The sequence below is a fragment of the Microcoleus anatoxicus genome, from assembly GCF_042465725.1.
GTDB lineage: Bacteria > Cyanobacteriota > Cyanobacteriia > Cyanobacteriales > Microcoleaceae > Microcoleus > Microcoleus anatoxicus.
The window spans coordinates 5,972,532-5,986,949 of sequence record NZ_CP120853.1 but is presented as its reverse complement, the minus strand read 5'-3'; the positions used below and the strand labels follow the sequence as shown (position 1 = coordinate 5,986,949).

General features: G+C 43.5%; 10 protein-coding genes. 4 read left to right on the top strand and 6 right to left on the bottom strand.

The annotated features are described in order from the left end of the window. The first annotated feature begins 145 nt into the window (after positions 1–145). Together P2A85_RS26060 and P2A85_RS26055 are read left to right on the top strand one after the other, a co-directional pair. Positions 146–2,347, top strand: coding sequence for a tetratricopeptide repeat protein (locus P2A85_RS26060; RefSeq protein ID WP_377476226.1), 2,202 nt, complete (start codon positions 146–148; stop codon positions 2,345–2,347). A 159-nt stretch (positions 2,348–2,506) separates the two neighbouring features. Then, positions 2,507–4,699, top strand: coding sequence for a tetratricopeptide repeat protein (locus P2A85_RS26055; protein ID WP_377476225.1), 2,193 nt, complete (start codon positions 2,507–2,509; stop codon positions 4,697–4,699). Between the two features lie 318 nt (positions 4,700–5,017). Here the strand turns inward: P2A85_RS26055 and P2A85_RS26050 are convergent, their stop codons facing one another. Together P2A85_RS26050 and P2A85_RS26045 are read right to left on the bottom strand one after the other, a co-directional pair. After that, a complete protein-coding gene (locus P2A85_RS26050; RefSeq protein ID WP_377476224.1) occupies positions 5,018–6,445 on the bottom strand; it encodes a YdiU family protein in 1,428 nt (475 codons plus the stop codon). A gap of 500 nt (positions 6,446–6,945) precedes the next feature. Then, a complete protein-coding gene (locus P2A85_RS26045; protein ID WP_377476222.1) occupies positions 6,946–8,565 on the bottom strand; it encodes an HD domain-containing protein in 1,620 nt (539 codons plus the stop codon). 92 nt (positions 8,566–8,657) lie between these two features. Here P2A85_RS26045 and P2A85_RS26040 point away from each other — a divergent pair, with 92 nt between their 5' ends. Next, a complete protein-coding gene (locus P2A85_RS26040) occupies positions 8,658–9,542 on the top strand; it encodes a 4-hydroxybenzoate solanesyltransferase (RefSeq protein ID WP_377476221.1) in 885 nt (294 codons plus the stop codon). Positions 9,543–9,662: 120 nt separating this feature from the next. On the opposite strand, the gene P2A85_RS26035 is transcribed toward P2A85_RS26040, so the two are convergent. Continuing rightward, on the bottom strand, positions 9,663–11,726 hold the full coding sequence (locus P2A85_RS26035; RefSeq protein WP_377476220.1) for a CHAT domain-containing protein: 2,064 nt from the start codon (positions 11,724–11,726) through the stop codon (positions 9,663–9,665). A gap of 133 nt (positions 11,727–11,859) precedes the next feature. Beyond that, the gene (locus tag P2A85_RS26030) at positions 11,860–12,900 is read right to left on the bottom strand and encodes a DUF1822 family protein (protein WP_377476219.1); all 1,041 of its coding nucleotides are present in this window, start codon (positions 12,898–12,900) and stop codon (positions 11,860–11,862) included. A 135-nt stretch (positions 12,901–13,035) separates the two neighbouring features. On the opposite strand from P2A85_RS26030, the gene P2A85_RS26025 reads away from it, so the two are divergent. Then, positions 13,036–13,218, top strand: coding sequence for a hypothetical protein (locus tag P2A85_RS26025; RefSeq protein WP_377476218.1), 183 nt, complete (start codon positions 13,036–13,038; stop codon positions 13,216–13,218). A gap of 26 nt (positions 13,219–13,244) precedes the next feature. Here the strand turns inward: P2A85_RS26025 and P2A85_RS26020 are convergent, their stop codons facing one another. Further along, entirely contained in the window at positions 13,245–13,367 is a 123-nt protein-coding gene (locus P2A85_RS26020) for a hypothetical protein (protein ID WP_377476217.1), read from the bottom strand. After that, positions 13,354–14,256 (bottom strand): tetratricopeptide repeat protein, encoded by a 903-nt coding sequence (locus P2A85_RS26015; RefSeq protein WP_377476216.1) that lies wholly within the window; start codon positions 14,254–14,256, stop codon positions 13,354–13,356. The genes P2A85_RS26020 and P2A85_RS26015 overlap by 14 nt, the downstream gene beginning before the upstream one ends. Positions 14,257–14,418: the final 162 nt, after the last annotated feature.

Genomic DNA, 14,418 nt, shown 5'->3' with positions numbered 1-14,418 from the left:
CATAAATCCTGTTCTTGACTGTGTTTTTAGGAGATGTCTAAGGGCTACGGGGATCGGACTGATGCTAATTTTAATGCTATACTCATTGATTAACTATCCTGATTTTATGCGAAAATTCAATCAGTAACAGGGATGAGGGCATATCATGATTGGTCAACTTCTAGACAGACGTTACCGCATCATTAAAGTCACAGACTCAAGTGAGGTGGGAACCACCTATTTGGCAGCAGATACTCACCGTCGGGGTTCTCCGCAATGCCTGGTTAGAAAAATGCGACTTCCCGGTAAGAGTTTGCAGATTCCTGAATCAGTCCAAACTATCTTTCAAAGAAATGCAGAAAAAATTGAAAAATTGGGAAAACATCACCAAATTCCCGAATTATCGGCTTATTTTGCCGAAAATCGAAGTTTATACTTAATTGAAGAATTAATTGCTGGGGAACCTTTAAGCACTGAACTAATCCCCGGTCAACCTTGGACCCAAAAGAAAATATTTGGTTTGCTTGAGGAAATATTAGAAGTTTTGGTGTTTATACATGAGAACGGCTTTATTCATGGCAGAATTCAACCAGATAATCTGATTAGGCGTCAGTCCGATCGGAAATGGGTGTTAACGGACTTTCGTTTAGACGGGGAACTGAACTCGGAAATTGCTAATTGTTATTTGTCATTACCAACTTCCTCGAATTCAATTAAATGGTCTGTTGCCAAAAAACAGTCGGTGGTTGCCAAGACAGTATATACGCCTATGGAACAATGGGAAGGCAACCCTCGCTACAATAGTGATATCTATGCTCTAGGTACGATCGCTCTGGTTGCTGTCACAGGACTTTCAACTCTTGAACTGGCTTCCTTACAAAATCAGAAACAGAAAATAAATGGTGGCGATCGGGCAAATTGTTCTGTAGCTTTAGCAGATATTATTGAGAAAATGGTGCGCTCCGACTTTGAGGAACGCTATCAGGGTGCCACAGAAGTTTTAGCCGACTTCAAGAAAATCAGACGAAAAATCAAGGTTGAGCCACCGCTACCAACCACCATTACTCCAGCTATGAGTCAACCGCCTCTGAAGCCGAGTCAAATCATCCTGCTCAGTATTGCTGGAACTTTTTCCGCTTTAATCTTGACAGCAGGACTCATTTACTATTGGCAGACTCAAGATCCAGCGAGGTCACAGGAATTGTTCGCCCAGGGTCAACAAAAGGCACTGCAAGGGGACAAAACAGGTGCGATCGCTGATTATACCCAAGCCCTCGCCATCAATTCCAGCGATGCCGAAGCTTTCTACAAGCGGGCTAACGCTCGCTATGACCTTGGGGCGCGGGAGCAAGCAATAGAGGATTATACTCAAGCCATTAAACTCAATCCCAGCCACAGTAAAGCCATCTACAATCGAGGTTTGAGCCGCCGGGAACTAGGCAATAAGCAGGGTGCTCTAGAAGATTTTACCCAAGCAGTCCGGCTGAATTCCACTGATGCCGATGCTTTTTATCAAAGGGCTTTGGCTTACTACGATTTGTCGGACTATCCGGCGGCAATTGAAGACTATACCCAAGCAATTCGCTTGAATCCCAATGATACTAAGGCTTATAGCAACAGGGGTTTGGCTCGATCGGCTGCTGGGGACAAAACAGGAGCGATGGCAGATTTTACCCAAGCGATTCAAATTAGCCCCACAGATGCTGGTGTTTATTATGGTCGGGGTCGATCGAGATTTAATGTGGGAGATTATCAAGGAGCAATGACAGATTACACTAAGGCGATCGAATTAGCGCCCGATCGAGCTGATGCTTATACCAACCGATGCAGCGCTTACTTGAATTTAGCAACCTACGATAAAGCGATTGAAGATTGTACCCAAGCAATTACCATCGATCCAAAAGACGAAGCTGCTTATAATAACCGCTGCATTGCTCACCTGAATTTAAAACAATTTCAGAAAGCCGTTGAAGATTGCAGCTCAACCATCGAACTCAACAAGAAAAATTCCAAAGCATACAGCAATCGAGGATTAGCTCGTAACGCTTCGGGAGACAAGGCCGGTGCCATCACCGATTTTACAGAATCAATTCGGCTCAATCCCAGTGATTCAGTTGCTTATAGCAATCGCGGTAATATTTACTCGGAACTGAAAAACTATAATTTAGCGGTTGCAGATTTTGCACAGTCAGTGAAACTCAACCCCAACAATGCTACAGCTTTCTACAGTCGAGGTCTCGTCCGTGGCCAATTCAAAGACCGTAATGGGGCGATCGCAGATTTTCAGAAAGCTGCAACGCTGTTTCTAGAACAAGGAAGAGGCGATGGTTTTCAAGACGCGCAAGCACAAATTAACCAACTTAACTAAATGCTTCATCAGTTAACTGTTAACTGTAGTCCTTACCAATTCCTATCCGATCGGGGATTTTAGATTTAAATTAGCCATAAATTTAAAATCCCAAATTCCCAATCCCAAATCCCAAATCCCAAATCTAAAATTGTTTCATTACTCCTTACCAATATGAACATGGTTGGTCAACTTCTAGACGGACGTTACCGCGTAGTCCAAGTGCTGAGCTCTGGGGCTTTTGGACAAACATATTTAGCTGTCGATACTCGCCGCCCCAACCACCCTCAATGTGTAGTCAAACAACTGCGACCACCCAGCAATACTTCCACAGTTCTCAAAACTGCTTATCGATTATTTAAACAAGAAGCAGAAATTCTAGAAAAATTAGGAAAACACGATCAAATTCCCTTTTTACTAGCATATTTTGAAGACAGCAATCAGTTCTATTTAGTGGAAGAATTTGTGCCGGGACAAGCACTAAACAGGGAAATCGTAGCTGGTCAATACTGGCCGGAAGAACGAGTGATATCTCTCCTAGAAGAAGTCTTAGAAATTCTCGCTTTTGTCCACTCTCAGGGAGTGATTCACCGCGATGTCAATCCGTCAAATTTAATCCGCCGTAAACCAGACGGAAAATTGGTTTTAATTGACTTCGGCTCGGTAAAAGAAGTTACGAGTCACATCGGTGAATATGATACAGAATTTCCGAGAACAATTGCGACAGGGACTCCGGCTTATATGCCGATCGAACAATTTCAAGGCAACCCACAATTTAGCAGCGATATCTATGCAGTCGGGATGATGGCTATCCAAGCTATTACGGGATTGCCCGGTACTGATTTGCCCAAATTGCAAGATCCAAGCCCTTCTCATACCGGAGAAATTGTCTGGCGCAACCGCTGTCAATGTTCTAACAATTTGGCTAATATCATTGACAAAATGGTCTGTCATCAATTTGGCAAGCGCTATCAATCTGCTGAGGAAGTTTTGGAGGCTTTGAGCAAGATCAGACATCGCCAAGATCCTGCAAATACATCTCAAAAAAACAGCCTGTCTCAGTCTAGATTCGGGTCTTATGGTAACTCGTTTTTCAATTTGGGAAGCAGGTTTTGGTTGCTGGCTTTCGCTGGGTTGGGGACCCTAATAGGTTTAATATTGCTGTTCAATTACTGGAATCGTCCCAATCCTGTGAAAGCTAGGGAATATTACGAACAGGGGGTGGCAAAGTCTCGAAATCAAGATACTGCTGGGGCAGTGGATGCTTTTAACCAGTCACTTAAATTCAATCCTAACAATCCTGAGACTTTGTATCGGCGAGCTAATGCCAATTATGATTTAAAAAAGTATCAGGAATCCATTGCTGATTATTCTCAGACGATCGCTCTAGATCCTAATTACTTTCAGGCTTATTTTAACCGAGGGTTAGCTCGCTACGATTTTAACGACAAGCGAGGCGCTCTTGAGGATTACACTAAGGTTTTGAGTCTCAAACCTAACGATGTTGATGCTTATTATGAGCGAGGTGTGGTTTATTTGGACTTACAAGATTACAAAACGGCGATTCAAGATTTTAGTGAGGTGATTCGGTTGCAGCCCCAACTGGCTAAAGGTTATCATTCGCGGGGATTAGCTCGCGCTGCGGGGGGAGATTTACAGGGAGCTATTGGGGATTATACAGAAGCAATTAAGCTCGATTCTAAAGATACTAAAGCTTTGTACAGTCGGGGGAGAGCTCGCTTTCATTCGGGTGATTATAAGGGAGCTTTTGCCGATTATTCTCAGGTAATTGCGATCGATCCCAAGAATGCAGATGCTTATGCTAATCGGTGCAGTACCCAGTTAAATTTGGGGGCTCATCAAGCCGCCATTGACGATTGCACTCAGGCCATTGCGCTGAGCGATGAGGATGCGGTTCCTTATAACAATCGCTGCATTGCTTATTTAAACTTAAAAGATTATCCCAAAGCAATTGACGATTGTTCTCAAGCGGTGAAAATGAATCCAAATGATTATAATGCTTTTAGTAATCGGGGTTTAGCTCGCAACGGAGGGGGAGATGCACAGGGGGCGATCGCGGATTTTACCTCAGCCATTGGCATCAATCCCAACGATGCTGAAGCTTACGCCAATCGAGCCAAGATTTACCAACAGTTAAATAATTACAATAGTGCGATCGCCGATTATGTGCAAGCAATTCGGATCAACCCCAATTATGCTGCGGCTTACTACGGTAGAGGCGCTGTGCGTCGCTCTTTAGGAGACAAAGCAGGAGCGATTAGTGACTATGAAAAAGCCGGAAAAATCTTTCTCGATCAAGGACTTACCGGCGGTTACAAAGACGCACAATTTGAGATAGAAAAACTCAAATAGTCAGTGGACGATAGTTAGTTGTCTGTTGATTGTGGTGGGTGCATCTCAATGAGTGCAAATATATTCCTAGGGGCGAAGCATGACGGCTGTAAATCTCTGGTTATCACTAATAAATTATCTGCGGTCATGCTATAGCCATTACAAAATCGGGATGCTCCCATGGTGGTGAGCAAACAATCAACAGTCATACCAAATCCTCTCTTCATCGTCCTGTATTAAACTCTCTCTTCTCTTCCTTCGCGTACTTCGCGCCTTCGCGGTTAAATCATTCCGATACAACCGGAATTGAGATCAACCGTCAACAACGCCCAATTCCCTTTACGAGTCTTGAATTCGCTTAACCAACTCATAAAAAGGTTGCCAATTATCCTCAATAGCTATTTGCTCCCAAACCGCCTCAATCGTCGGTCTCAATAGCGATTGTTCGGGATTGCACCTGCGTAACCTTTCGGCCATTCGATCCAGATCGTCGGAGGACAAAGTTTGCAAAACGTGACAATAAAACTGCCGCCAATGTGCTATTAAATCCGTCGGTTCCGCTTCACTAAAAATTTGACTCGCATCATCTCGCCAAGTGGGAGCGAACTGTTTTCGCAACTCAAAAAAGAAACCTTGATAATCGACTTGAGACTCCGCCAGCAATTTAATTGTCAGTTGCAACAACTCATCACCATCAGCCTCCGATAACTGCTCAAATCCCAATTTATTCAGCATCAACTGTCGATAAGCTACATTATAATAATCGCCAAACTTTGCCAAAGCAGCATCCAGATCGGTTTGAGCGATCGCACAAACTAGCGGTTTCTGAAGTTTCTCTAAATTCCCCTGGCAAATAAACGGTTGATTCCCGTAACAATAAAGACCATAATAGTCAAAATAAGCCGCGGTAAACTTAGGATTATAAGTCGGGATAAAAGCAAAAGGTCCATAGTCAAAACTTTCTCCAGTAATCGACATATTATCAGTATTGAGCACAGCATGACAAAATCCCGCCGCCATCCACTGAGCAACTAATTCGGCTACCTTCTTGACTAATTCAGCATAGAACAGTGCATACTTTTCCCCTGGAGCAAGACCCTCAGTGCTGGCTGCCAAATGCAATTCAGGATAGTAATATTCAATCACAAAATCTAAAAGTTTTGTAATTAAATCCGGGCGACGGATGTAATGCAATCTTTCAAAAGTACCGAACCGGATGTGAGAATGACTAAAACGTATCATGACAGACGAGCGCGTGGGAGAAGGTTCGTCCCCACGCCACAAAGATTCCCCGGTTTCAACTAAACTAAAACAGCGAGATGTCCGCACTCCTAACCTATGCAAAGTTTCTGCCGCTAAAACTTCCCTAACTCCCCCTTTGAGAGTAAGTCTACCATCAGCAGACCGGGAATAAGGTGTGCGGCCAGAACCTTTTGTACCAAAGTCATAAAGTCTGCCATCAGTACCGCGAACTTGACCGTACAAAAAGCCTCTACCATCGCCTAAATTGGGATTGTATTCGTTAAATTGATAGCCGTGGTAGCGGAGTGCGAGGAAGGGACGGACGCAGTGAAATTCGCCGAATGCTTGGGTGAAATGTTCGTCGGTTACTTGTGCTGGATCTAAACCCAATTTCGGCAATAATTGGTCATTGCGAAAGCGGAGGATGTGCTGGGGAAAATCGGCCGCCGGGACTTCATCAAAATAGTCGCCACCGAGGGATTCGATGGCGGGTTCGTAGTTGAGGGAAAGTAAGGGATTTGACATTGTTGTATTTTATGCTGAAATTCGCGATCGGTCAATTACAAGGGAGCAGGTTGCTGAGCGTAGTCAGGGAACGGGTTGCTGAGCGTAGTCGAAGCATCTTCAGTTACATGGTTTTTGCCCTTCGACTTCGCTCAGGGAACGGTTGCTGAGCGTAGTCGAAGCATCTTCAGTTACATAGTTTTTGCCCTTCGACTTCGCTCAGGGAACGGTTGCTGAGCGTAGTCGAAGCATCTTCAGTTACATAGTTTTTGCCCTTCGACTTCGCTCAGGGAACGGTTGCTGAGCGTAGTCGAAGCATCTTCAGTTACATAGTTTTTGCCCTTCGACTTCGCTCAGGGAACGGTTGCTGAGCGTAGTCGAAGCATCTTCAGTTACATAGTTTTTGCCCTTCGACTTCGCTCAGGGAACGGTTGCTGAGCGTAGTCGAAGCATCTTCAGTTACATAGTTTTTGCCCTTCGACTTCGCTCAGGGAACGGTTGCTGAGCGTAGTCGAAGCATCCTAAATTGTAATTTTTAGATTCGGATCTAAAGTTGCGACTAATTTCAGATTATACTCATCTTCAAAAGCAGGTTTTTTGTAATCTAAACTCCACAGTTCAAGAGCGCAATCATCATCATTATTTTTCGGTGTTAGTTGTAAATGAAACTCTCTAACTTCCGGTCTTACCTCGCATTTAAACTTAGCAACCGATCCAACTTGTCTCCTATCCAAAGCCACAGCTAACCGCAAAAATGGATGTAAGTTGCCAACTAATACCCGATATTTTCTGGGTAGAATCATAAAATTTTCATGCTTCTTTTTCGGAGAACTTTTGCGGTGATAGCGGGCTAAATTAGCAATAATTTCAATCTCTGTTTCAGTGTAACCCAACAACTCCCCATTCCGAATTAAATAATAAGAATGCTTGTGGTGAGCCGAATGGCTGACATACAAACCGCAGTTGTGTAAAATTGCTGCCGCCCACAACAATTCCCGTTCTTCGGTTCCCCAATTATGCAGAATTCCTTGGGTTTGGTCGAACAAATTGAGAGTAAATGCTGCGGTTCTTTCGCTATACTCTAAATTAACTTGATATTTTTGGGCCATGTGTAAAATGCTGCGCTGGCGGATTGAACCTTGATAACGCAAGCGGTTTTCTATCAAACCGTGAGACAGCATCCAGTCAACTATTACCCCTTCTCTCAAAGAGCGATCGCAAACCGTGAGAAATTCCATTCCTAATAGCGTCATGGCTTCCTGCAAAATCAAAGCACCAGCCAGAATAATTTCTGCCCGCTTGTCCGACATTCCCGGAATTGCCAACCTTTCGGCATAGGAAAGTTTGCGGAAACGATTGACTAAATCCCGCAAATCCTTTAAACTTAATTGATAGCCAGCCAGGGGACTTGGTACGGTTCCCAATTTTTCGCGAGCGTTAATGGCAGCTAAAGTTTCGATAGTGCCAGCAGTACCAATTAAACGGAGATTTTCATCACCATTAAATTGAGCGCGCAATTCGTCGATCGGTCTTTCCAGCGCAATCCGAATATAAGCTTGCAAATAGGCAAACTCTTCCCTGCTAATCGGGTCAGTTGTGACAAATTCTCCAGTGAGGCGAACCGCACCAATTTTGGTACTGGTGAGACACCGAGGTTCTGCACTGTCTCCTAAAATTAATTCAGTAGAACCGCCCCCTATGTCAATAATTACCTGGGATTGATTGTTAAATTCCATTCCCGAAAGTACGCCAAGATAAATTCTCCGCGCTTCTTCCTGACCGGAAATTAGGCTAACATAAAGGTCTAATTCGTCCGCAACTTGTTTGAGAAAATCTCGACCATTAGGGGCTTCTCGAACCGCACTGGTAGCCACAGCGATTACTTGTTCGGCATTGAAGGTTTTGGCAATACCTTGAAAACGGCGCAAAGTGGCGATCGCCCTTTCCATCACCTCAGACTTCAAACACCCTGTTTTTGTTTCACAATCACCCAAGCGCACCGTATCTTTTTCTCTAGCAATAATCGTAAAAGCCGGCAATTTCGCATCGATGCGCGCCACCACCATATGAAAGGAGTTAGTACCCATATCAATAGCAGCAATAATGCGATTTGACTCCGCAGAAGCAAGTGAATTAACCATTAGAGTGTATCAGAGTTGACAGATATTTATGATTATTTCACGAATCCAGTTAAGCATCATATAATATTAAAAATCTAAAATCTAAAATTGAAATGCTTACCGAGTCCGATCGCCAACGTGAATCTACACTACTTACTATCATCCGGCTTTTGAGATGGGATAAGCCAGCAGGAAGGCTAATTTTAATGATTCCCGCCCTGTGGGCCGTTTTTTTGGCCGCCCACGGTACACCGCCCGCAGCATTGGTGGGTGTGATTGTGTTGGGCACCTTAGCCACGAGTGCGGCGGGATGCGTCATCAACGACTTGTGGGATCGCGATATTGACCCCGAAGTAGAAAGAACGCGATCGCGCCCCCTAGCATCCCGCGCCCTGAAAGTGCAAACTGGGATTGGAGTTGCCTTAATTTCCTTTGCGTGCGCCGCCATTCTCGCCTTTTATCTAAATCCCTTAAGTTTCTGGTTGTGCGTCGCCGCCGTACCAGTAATTATCTGCTATCCCCTAGCAAAAAGATTCTTTCCAGTCCCGCAATTAGTATTATCAATAGCCTGGGGATTTGCCGTTTTAATTAGTTGGAGTGCGACGGTTGGGAAACTAGAATTAGCTACTTGGTTGCTGTGGGGTGCTGTGGTGCTATGGACCTTGGGATTTGATACTGTTTATGCCATGAGCGATCGGGAAGATGATTTGCGTTTAGGTGTGAATTCCAGTGCGCTATTTTTTGGGAATAATGCCGCTAATGCTGTGGGTTTTTTCTTTTTAGCTACAGTGGGTTTATTAGTGGCTATGGGGATTAATTTACAGTTGCATATTGGTTTTTGGTTGGCTGTTTTGGGGGCGGCAATTTTGTGGTTTTTGCAGTACAGTCAACTACGAAATGCGGATCTTCCTAGACCTGTTTATGGTCAGATTTTTCGCCAAAATGTTTGGGTTGGGTTTGTAATATTGGCGGGGATGATTGTTGGGGAGATTTTTTAGCTGACTTGCGGTTAGAAATCGCCTATGGACCAGAAACCGGGTTTTTTACGAAAATACTAGATTATAGACGACTGATGCGGTAAAAACCCGGTTTCTTGGTTGGAGTAGGTAATTCCTTACTTAAACAGGAACTCGCCAAATTTTGACAGTAGTATCCGCACTCCCACTGACCAAAGTTTTGCCATCACAACTGAAAACAACAGACTGGACTGGGCCGAGATGTTCCAGAGTTTCCAACAACTCTCCTGTGTGAAAATTCCAAATCCGAATCCTGTTGTCGCCACCCCCGCTGGCGAGAGTTTCACCATCGGGGCTAAAGGCAAGAGTATAAACACTATCTGAGTGTTCTGTGAAGGTACGCAGCAGTCTCCCATTTTCACTATTCCACAGTTGAACTGGCTGTTGGGAACCGCTAGCTGCGACTGTTTTACCATCCGGGCTAATCGCAACACACCAAATTATCCCAACAGAAGAATCGAACCAGGAAGCTAAGGCACCGAAAAAGTCTACTGGGCGATTGAGAGTGTGCAGCAACTCTTCTTTGTAGCAATTCCAGATTTTAACAGCACCATCTAAACCACCACTAACTAAAATACGTCCATCTTGGCTAAAGGCTAGGGAATTAACTTCCCAAACGTGTCCCCAGAGAGTTTTTTCAATTTTACTTTTTTTGAGATTCCAAATATCAATTGTAGCGCCAATAAGTGTAGTACCAATGTGACCGTTAGCGATGGTTTGTTCATCGGGACTGAAAGCTAAACAGCTTGTCCGCAGGGCTACCAAGGCATTTCCCAGACTTTGTTTAAATGTCTTATTTGCCACATCCCACAACTTGATGCTGCCGTCAAATAACTCGTGATTGCTGGCACTGGCAAGAGTTTTTCCATCGGGGCTGAAAGCAACCGCAATTACGGCACTGCTATGTCCGGTGAAGGTGTGGAGTAATTCTCCTGTACACAGGTTCCAAAGTTTGATGGTTTTGTCTAAACTGCTGCTAGCAATGATGTTTTCCTTTGAACTAATCGCAACTGATTTAACAACATCTGAATGATCTGTGAGAGTGTGCAGGCATTTCCAATTGAGCAACTGTTTCCACATTAGCGGTTCCACAGCGGGATTTTGACAAATTACTGGTAGCCAGCTAATACCAGGCAATTCTTTATTTTTAGCATCTTCCAACTTTCGCCTCGCTTCCCGTACTGATGTGTACAAAGATTGGTTATTGGCAAATGCGGTGAGAAAGTCCTGTAAAAATTTTTGTGCGGCTTCGTCTGCTACTACTTCCCGCATGACAATACTTTGGGGTAAGTACAATTTGGCTAGCTGGTTGGCTATCCCCAAGCCGTCGCAGGAGTTGAAAATTGCTAACTGCAACCCTTTGGCGATCGCAATTTTCATGGCATTTTTTAAGTCATCAATACTGATACTCTCAGAATCGCCGATCTCAAATTCACCAATTTGACCGTCTGGCAGGGTTGAACTGTGACCTGCAAAAAAGAAAATGTGCCATCCCTTTTCATCCCGCAAACACTCCAACAATTCGGCTTTTTTGGGCTTGTTTAAAGGTGTAATTTCAGCACCACGTTCAGCTAAAGTATTCAATACTTGACGGTCAAAGCCAATATTAATCCCGTCATTATTGCCAAATACGGCTAAAATTCTCACCGCTGATTTCCGACATTCAGATGGTTTAAAGCTTGGCGGTTTAACGGTTAAGGTACTCAGAGAAATTTCGGAATTATGATAAGTTTCAGAAAATAAATTCCAGGCCGGCCAAGGTAGTCTCCGCAAGTTAGCATCGTCTGTTTGCAAAATAACTCGAATCTCATCGTTTGGCTGCAAGTGCTGCTGCAATCCATCGAGTATTTTTCTCCATGATTTTTCGTTGGAATTGAGCCATTGATTGATGTTGGATGCCAGATTTTGTGCGGCAATATTGTTAAATACTTTCGCTCCTTCCCCTTTTACTTTGATGCGCGGTATGCTGTCGTCATTATTCCTTTGAAAATTTGACTGCCACTCCCTCAAGGAATCAATAATTTCAATATCACCTAGGGCTGGGAGTCTGCCAACATCTCCCCAGATTAAGCTAAATGGCGTTAAATCTTCTCGAATTTCCAGGTTAACCGGAAATCCTTGCTGAAAGCTTCCTTCCATGATGGTGAGGATGACTTGTTTTTTCATAGGTGGCGCGGGGATTTTTAATTATTACAGTTTTGGACACACGCGGGGCCAAAAACCCGGTTTCTGTCTCAATATCTCTCGGATATATCCACGATTTTTCAGAGAAACCGGGTTTTTTTGAGTAAGTCCTATATTAAAATGTTTCTGTGACGCTAGCATCTCCCAGAAGGAGTTTAACACTAAATCGTTCTCCAGGCTCCAGGCTAAAGGTGAGTAAAACAGCGTTATCTGTACTGCCAGTTTGTTTGTGCAATTGAGGAATCGGATTGCCCAATTCATCTAACACGGTTATTTGTAAACCAACTGGCAGGTAAACTGCATCGCCTGATGGCTCGATCCATATTTTAGTGTCAATTTCTTCGTCTTGTGGTGTCAGTTCAACCGTCAAATTAACGGATTGATTTGCACCCAAATTAATCCGTTTTGCTCTTTCTACAGATTCTAATTTTTCTGGGTTGGGCGATCGCGATCGGTTTCGTTGACTGCGAGTCAATATCAAGGCTACTGGTTGATAGCCTTCACCAAAGAGATTTTCATACATTTGTCTCACATAAATTAGCACCGAATCCTGCGTAATTTGCCTTAAATCACTAACGCTCACTTTTAATAATTCGTCTAGGCGACCCGATCTGTACAGTTCTTCTATGCGATCGTATTCCGAGCGATCGCTTTCAAAAGCCAGCAATGTACTGCCTGATTCTATTTTCTGTACTATCAAAGGTTTTTCGATAACTGATCCGAGGCGGTTTACAATTGCTTGTAATTGGAAATTGTCTGGATTGTCAAGTTCGATCGTAATCCGCCACCAAACCTTTTCGGTTTCTCTACGCCCTTGAGAAGAGTCCCTTTTGAATCCTCGTTCTGCTAATTGATTAGGAATATCGATTAATTCAATATCCACAGACTGCTCGTATTTGAGAAGATTTCTCAGATATTTATAAAGACGATCGGATAACTCATTTTTGGTTTGACCGTAACTTTTATTATAAATAATTGCAATTTCTGAGGATTTTTTGCGAGCAAGTATGCCGTGTAGATTGTCTTTATCGTTGGGAGTAATGCTTTGGGCTTTTTCTATTTGCTTGTAATTTTGTTTTGCTTGACCCAAAGCTTTGTATAGGTCTTCTAGATGCCAGTTTTTTTCTGCTAATTCTTCCAATTCTTTTCTGTTCATGTCAGCGAGTCTGTAAAAAAAATAAGTGGAAATTTCCAAAAAGTATGACTCCTGTCATATCTCGTCATATCGCGAGTAATATTCATGCCTCCCTAATCTAGCGATCGTAAATCTAGTTGACTTGGAGACAAGAGTATGAATTGCAAAGTATTGATTTCACCCCTCCTCATCTGCTCGATCGCATTCGCCAACATAAGTCTGGTACTAGCGGCAGTTTCAGGTGCTTCCATCGCCCGCATCGCCCTTGAGTCAGCCACCAATCACATGATACCCGAAATTTGTATCGATCGAGATGGCAACCTCTACAAATGTCCTTGATTAATTACTCTGGGACTCATGGGGTATCAGAAACCGGGTTTTCCTAAGAAAATACACAGTTTGCCGCCCGCAAATTTAGTCAAAAACCCGGTTTCTTTAGTCAGAGTGCGATCGCGCTGCGATCGCACTTTACCTTTAATTACAACCATTTATTTGCTTCAGACGCTGACGAGCCTTACCAATGTAAAAATCTTCATCGGGTCGATCGCACTTAGCATATTCCAGGCATTTTTTCCAAGCTGTCGCAACTTCTGCATGGTTCCCCAGATTTTCGTACACTTCCGCCATAATGCCATAAGTTAAACCCCGATCGCTCTCTAGTTTCATAGCCTGTTGCAAATTGTCCAAAGCTTCTTCATAGCATCCTTGTTCCTTCCAAGCCCAAGCAAGATAAGTTAACAACCCTGCTTTGACTATTTTGTCATGCTGAACTTTCTCAGTTTCCACCAGTTTTAAACCTAGCCCAATTTTTTCAACGGATTTCCGCAAATCTTTATATTCAATGATATACAAGCGGCCCAACTTGCAGTAAGCCGCAGCAAATCCTAGGAATGCCGCCTCCTGATATAGTTGAATAGCGCGATCGACTATTCCCGCTTCTTCATACATCAAGGCCTGATTGTAATAAGTTGCTGCATTATCTGGATTAATTTTAATAGCTAGATCGAAGTGTTTTCTCGCTTCAATTAATTGCCCAGCTTCTTTTAATTTCAACCCTCGATTGTTAGCATCCCTCGCCTCCCCAATAAAAGTCACTTCTATTGGTGGGACCACAGGCTGCGAGCGCTTTTTGATTGCTGCTTCCATCGCCAGCCTGAATCTTTTTTTAGTAACTTTTGTTCCTTCCCCAATCACCTCAGATACTAGAGCCCACAAACCTTGTGCTAGCCTTCTCTCGATATAGCTAGGTTTGTAGCCATAAATGTTCATATCCGCATAATCTACCTCCAGCCAGCTTAGTCGAATTATCTCTTTTTCCGCCCAATCCAGCGATCGGCCCTTCTTTTCCAAAACCCAGGCATCTAAGACCTTCAACATTTGTTCCACTTCCATTGCTTTCCCCAGTTAATCTATTTTTTTTGTAATTATAAGATGATTTTTGTGAGTTTTGTGATTTTTGTGATTTCTTCATAAAAATTGTGAACTTTGTGTGTGAATTTTAGCCTTGTTTTGAGGATGCCACTCTTGGAAAATGTGTAG

Excerpts from the sequence above, each read along its gene's own strand:
- P2A85_RS26055 (WP_377476225.1), top strand. The coding sequence starts at position 2,507 with ATGGTTGGTCAACTTCTAGACGGACGTTACCGCGTAGTCCAAGTGCTG.
- P2A85_RS26045 (WP_377476222.1), bottom strand. The coding sequence starts at position 8,565 with ATGGTTAATTCACTTGCTTCTGCGGAGTCAAATCGCATTATTGCTGCT.
- P2A85_RS26035 (WP_377476220.1), bottom strand. The coding sequence starts at position 11,726 with ATGAAAAAACAAGTCATCCTCACCATCATGGAAGGAAGCTTTCAGCAA.
- P2A85_RS26050 (WP_377476224.1), bottom strand. The coding sequence starts at position 6,445 with ATGTCAAATCCCTTACTTTCCCTCAACTACGAACCCGCCATCGAATCC.
- P2A85_RS26020 (WP_377476217.1), bottom strand. The coding sequence starts at position 13,367 with ATGGTTGTAATTAAAGGTAAAGTGCGATCGCAGCGCGATCGCACTCTG.
- P2A85_RS26015 (WP_377476216.1), bottom strand. The coding sequence starts at position 14,256 with ATGTTGAAGGTCTTAGATGCCTGGGTTTTGGAAAAGAAGGGCCGATCG.
- P2A85_RS26060 (WP_377476226.1), top strand. The coding sequence starts at position 146 with ATGATTGGTCAACTTCTAGACAGACGTTACCGCATCATTAAAGTCACA.
- P2A85_RS26025 (WP_377476218.1), top strand. The coding sequence starts at position 13,036 with ATGAATTGCAAAGTATTGATTTCACCCCTCCTCATCTGCTCGATCGCA.
- P2A85_RS26030 (WP_377476219.1), bottom strand. The coding sequence starts at position 12,900 with ATGAACAGAAAAGAATTGGAAGAATTAGCAGAAAAAAACTGGCATCTA.
- P2A85_RS26040 (WP_377476221.1), top strand. The coding sequence starts at position 8,658 with ATGCTTACCGAGTCCGATCGCCAACGTGAATCTACACTACTTACTATC.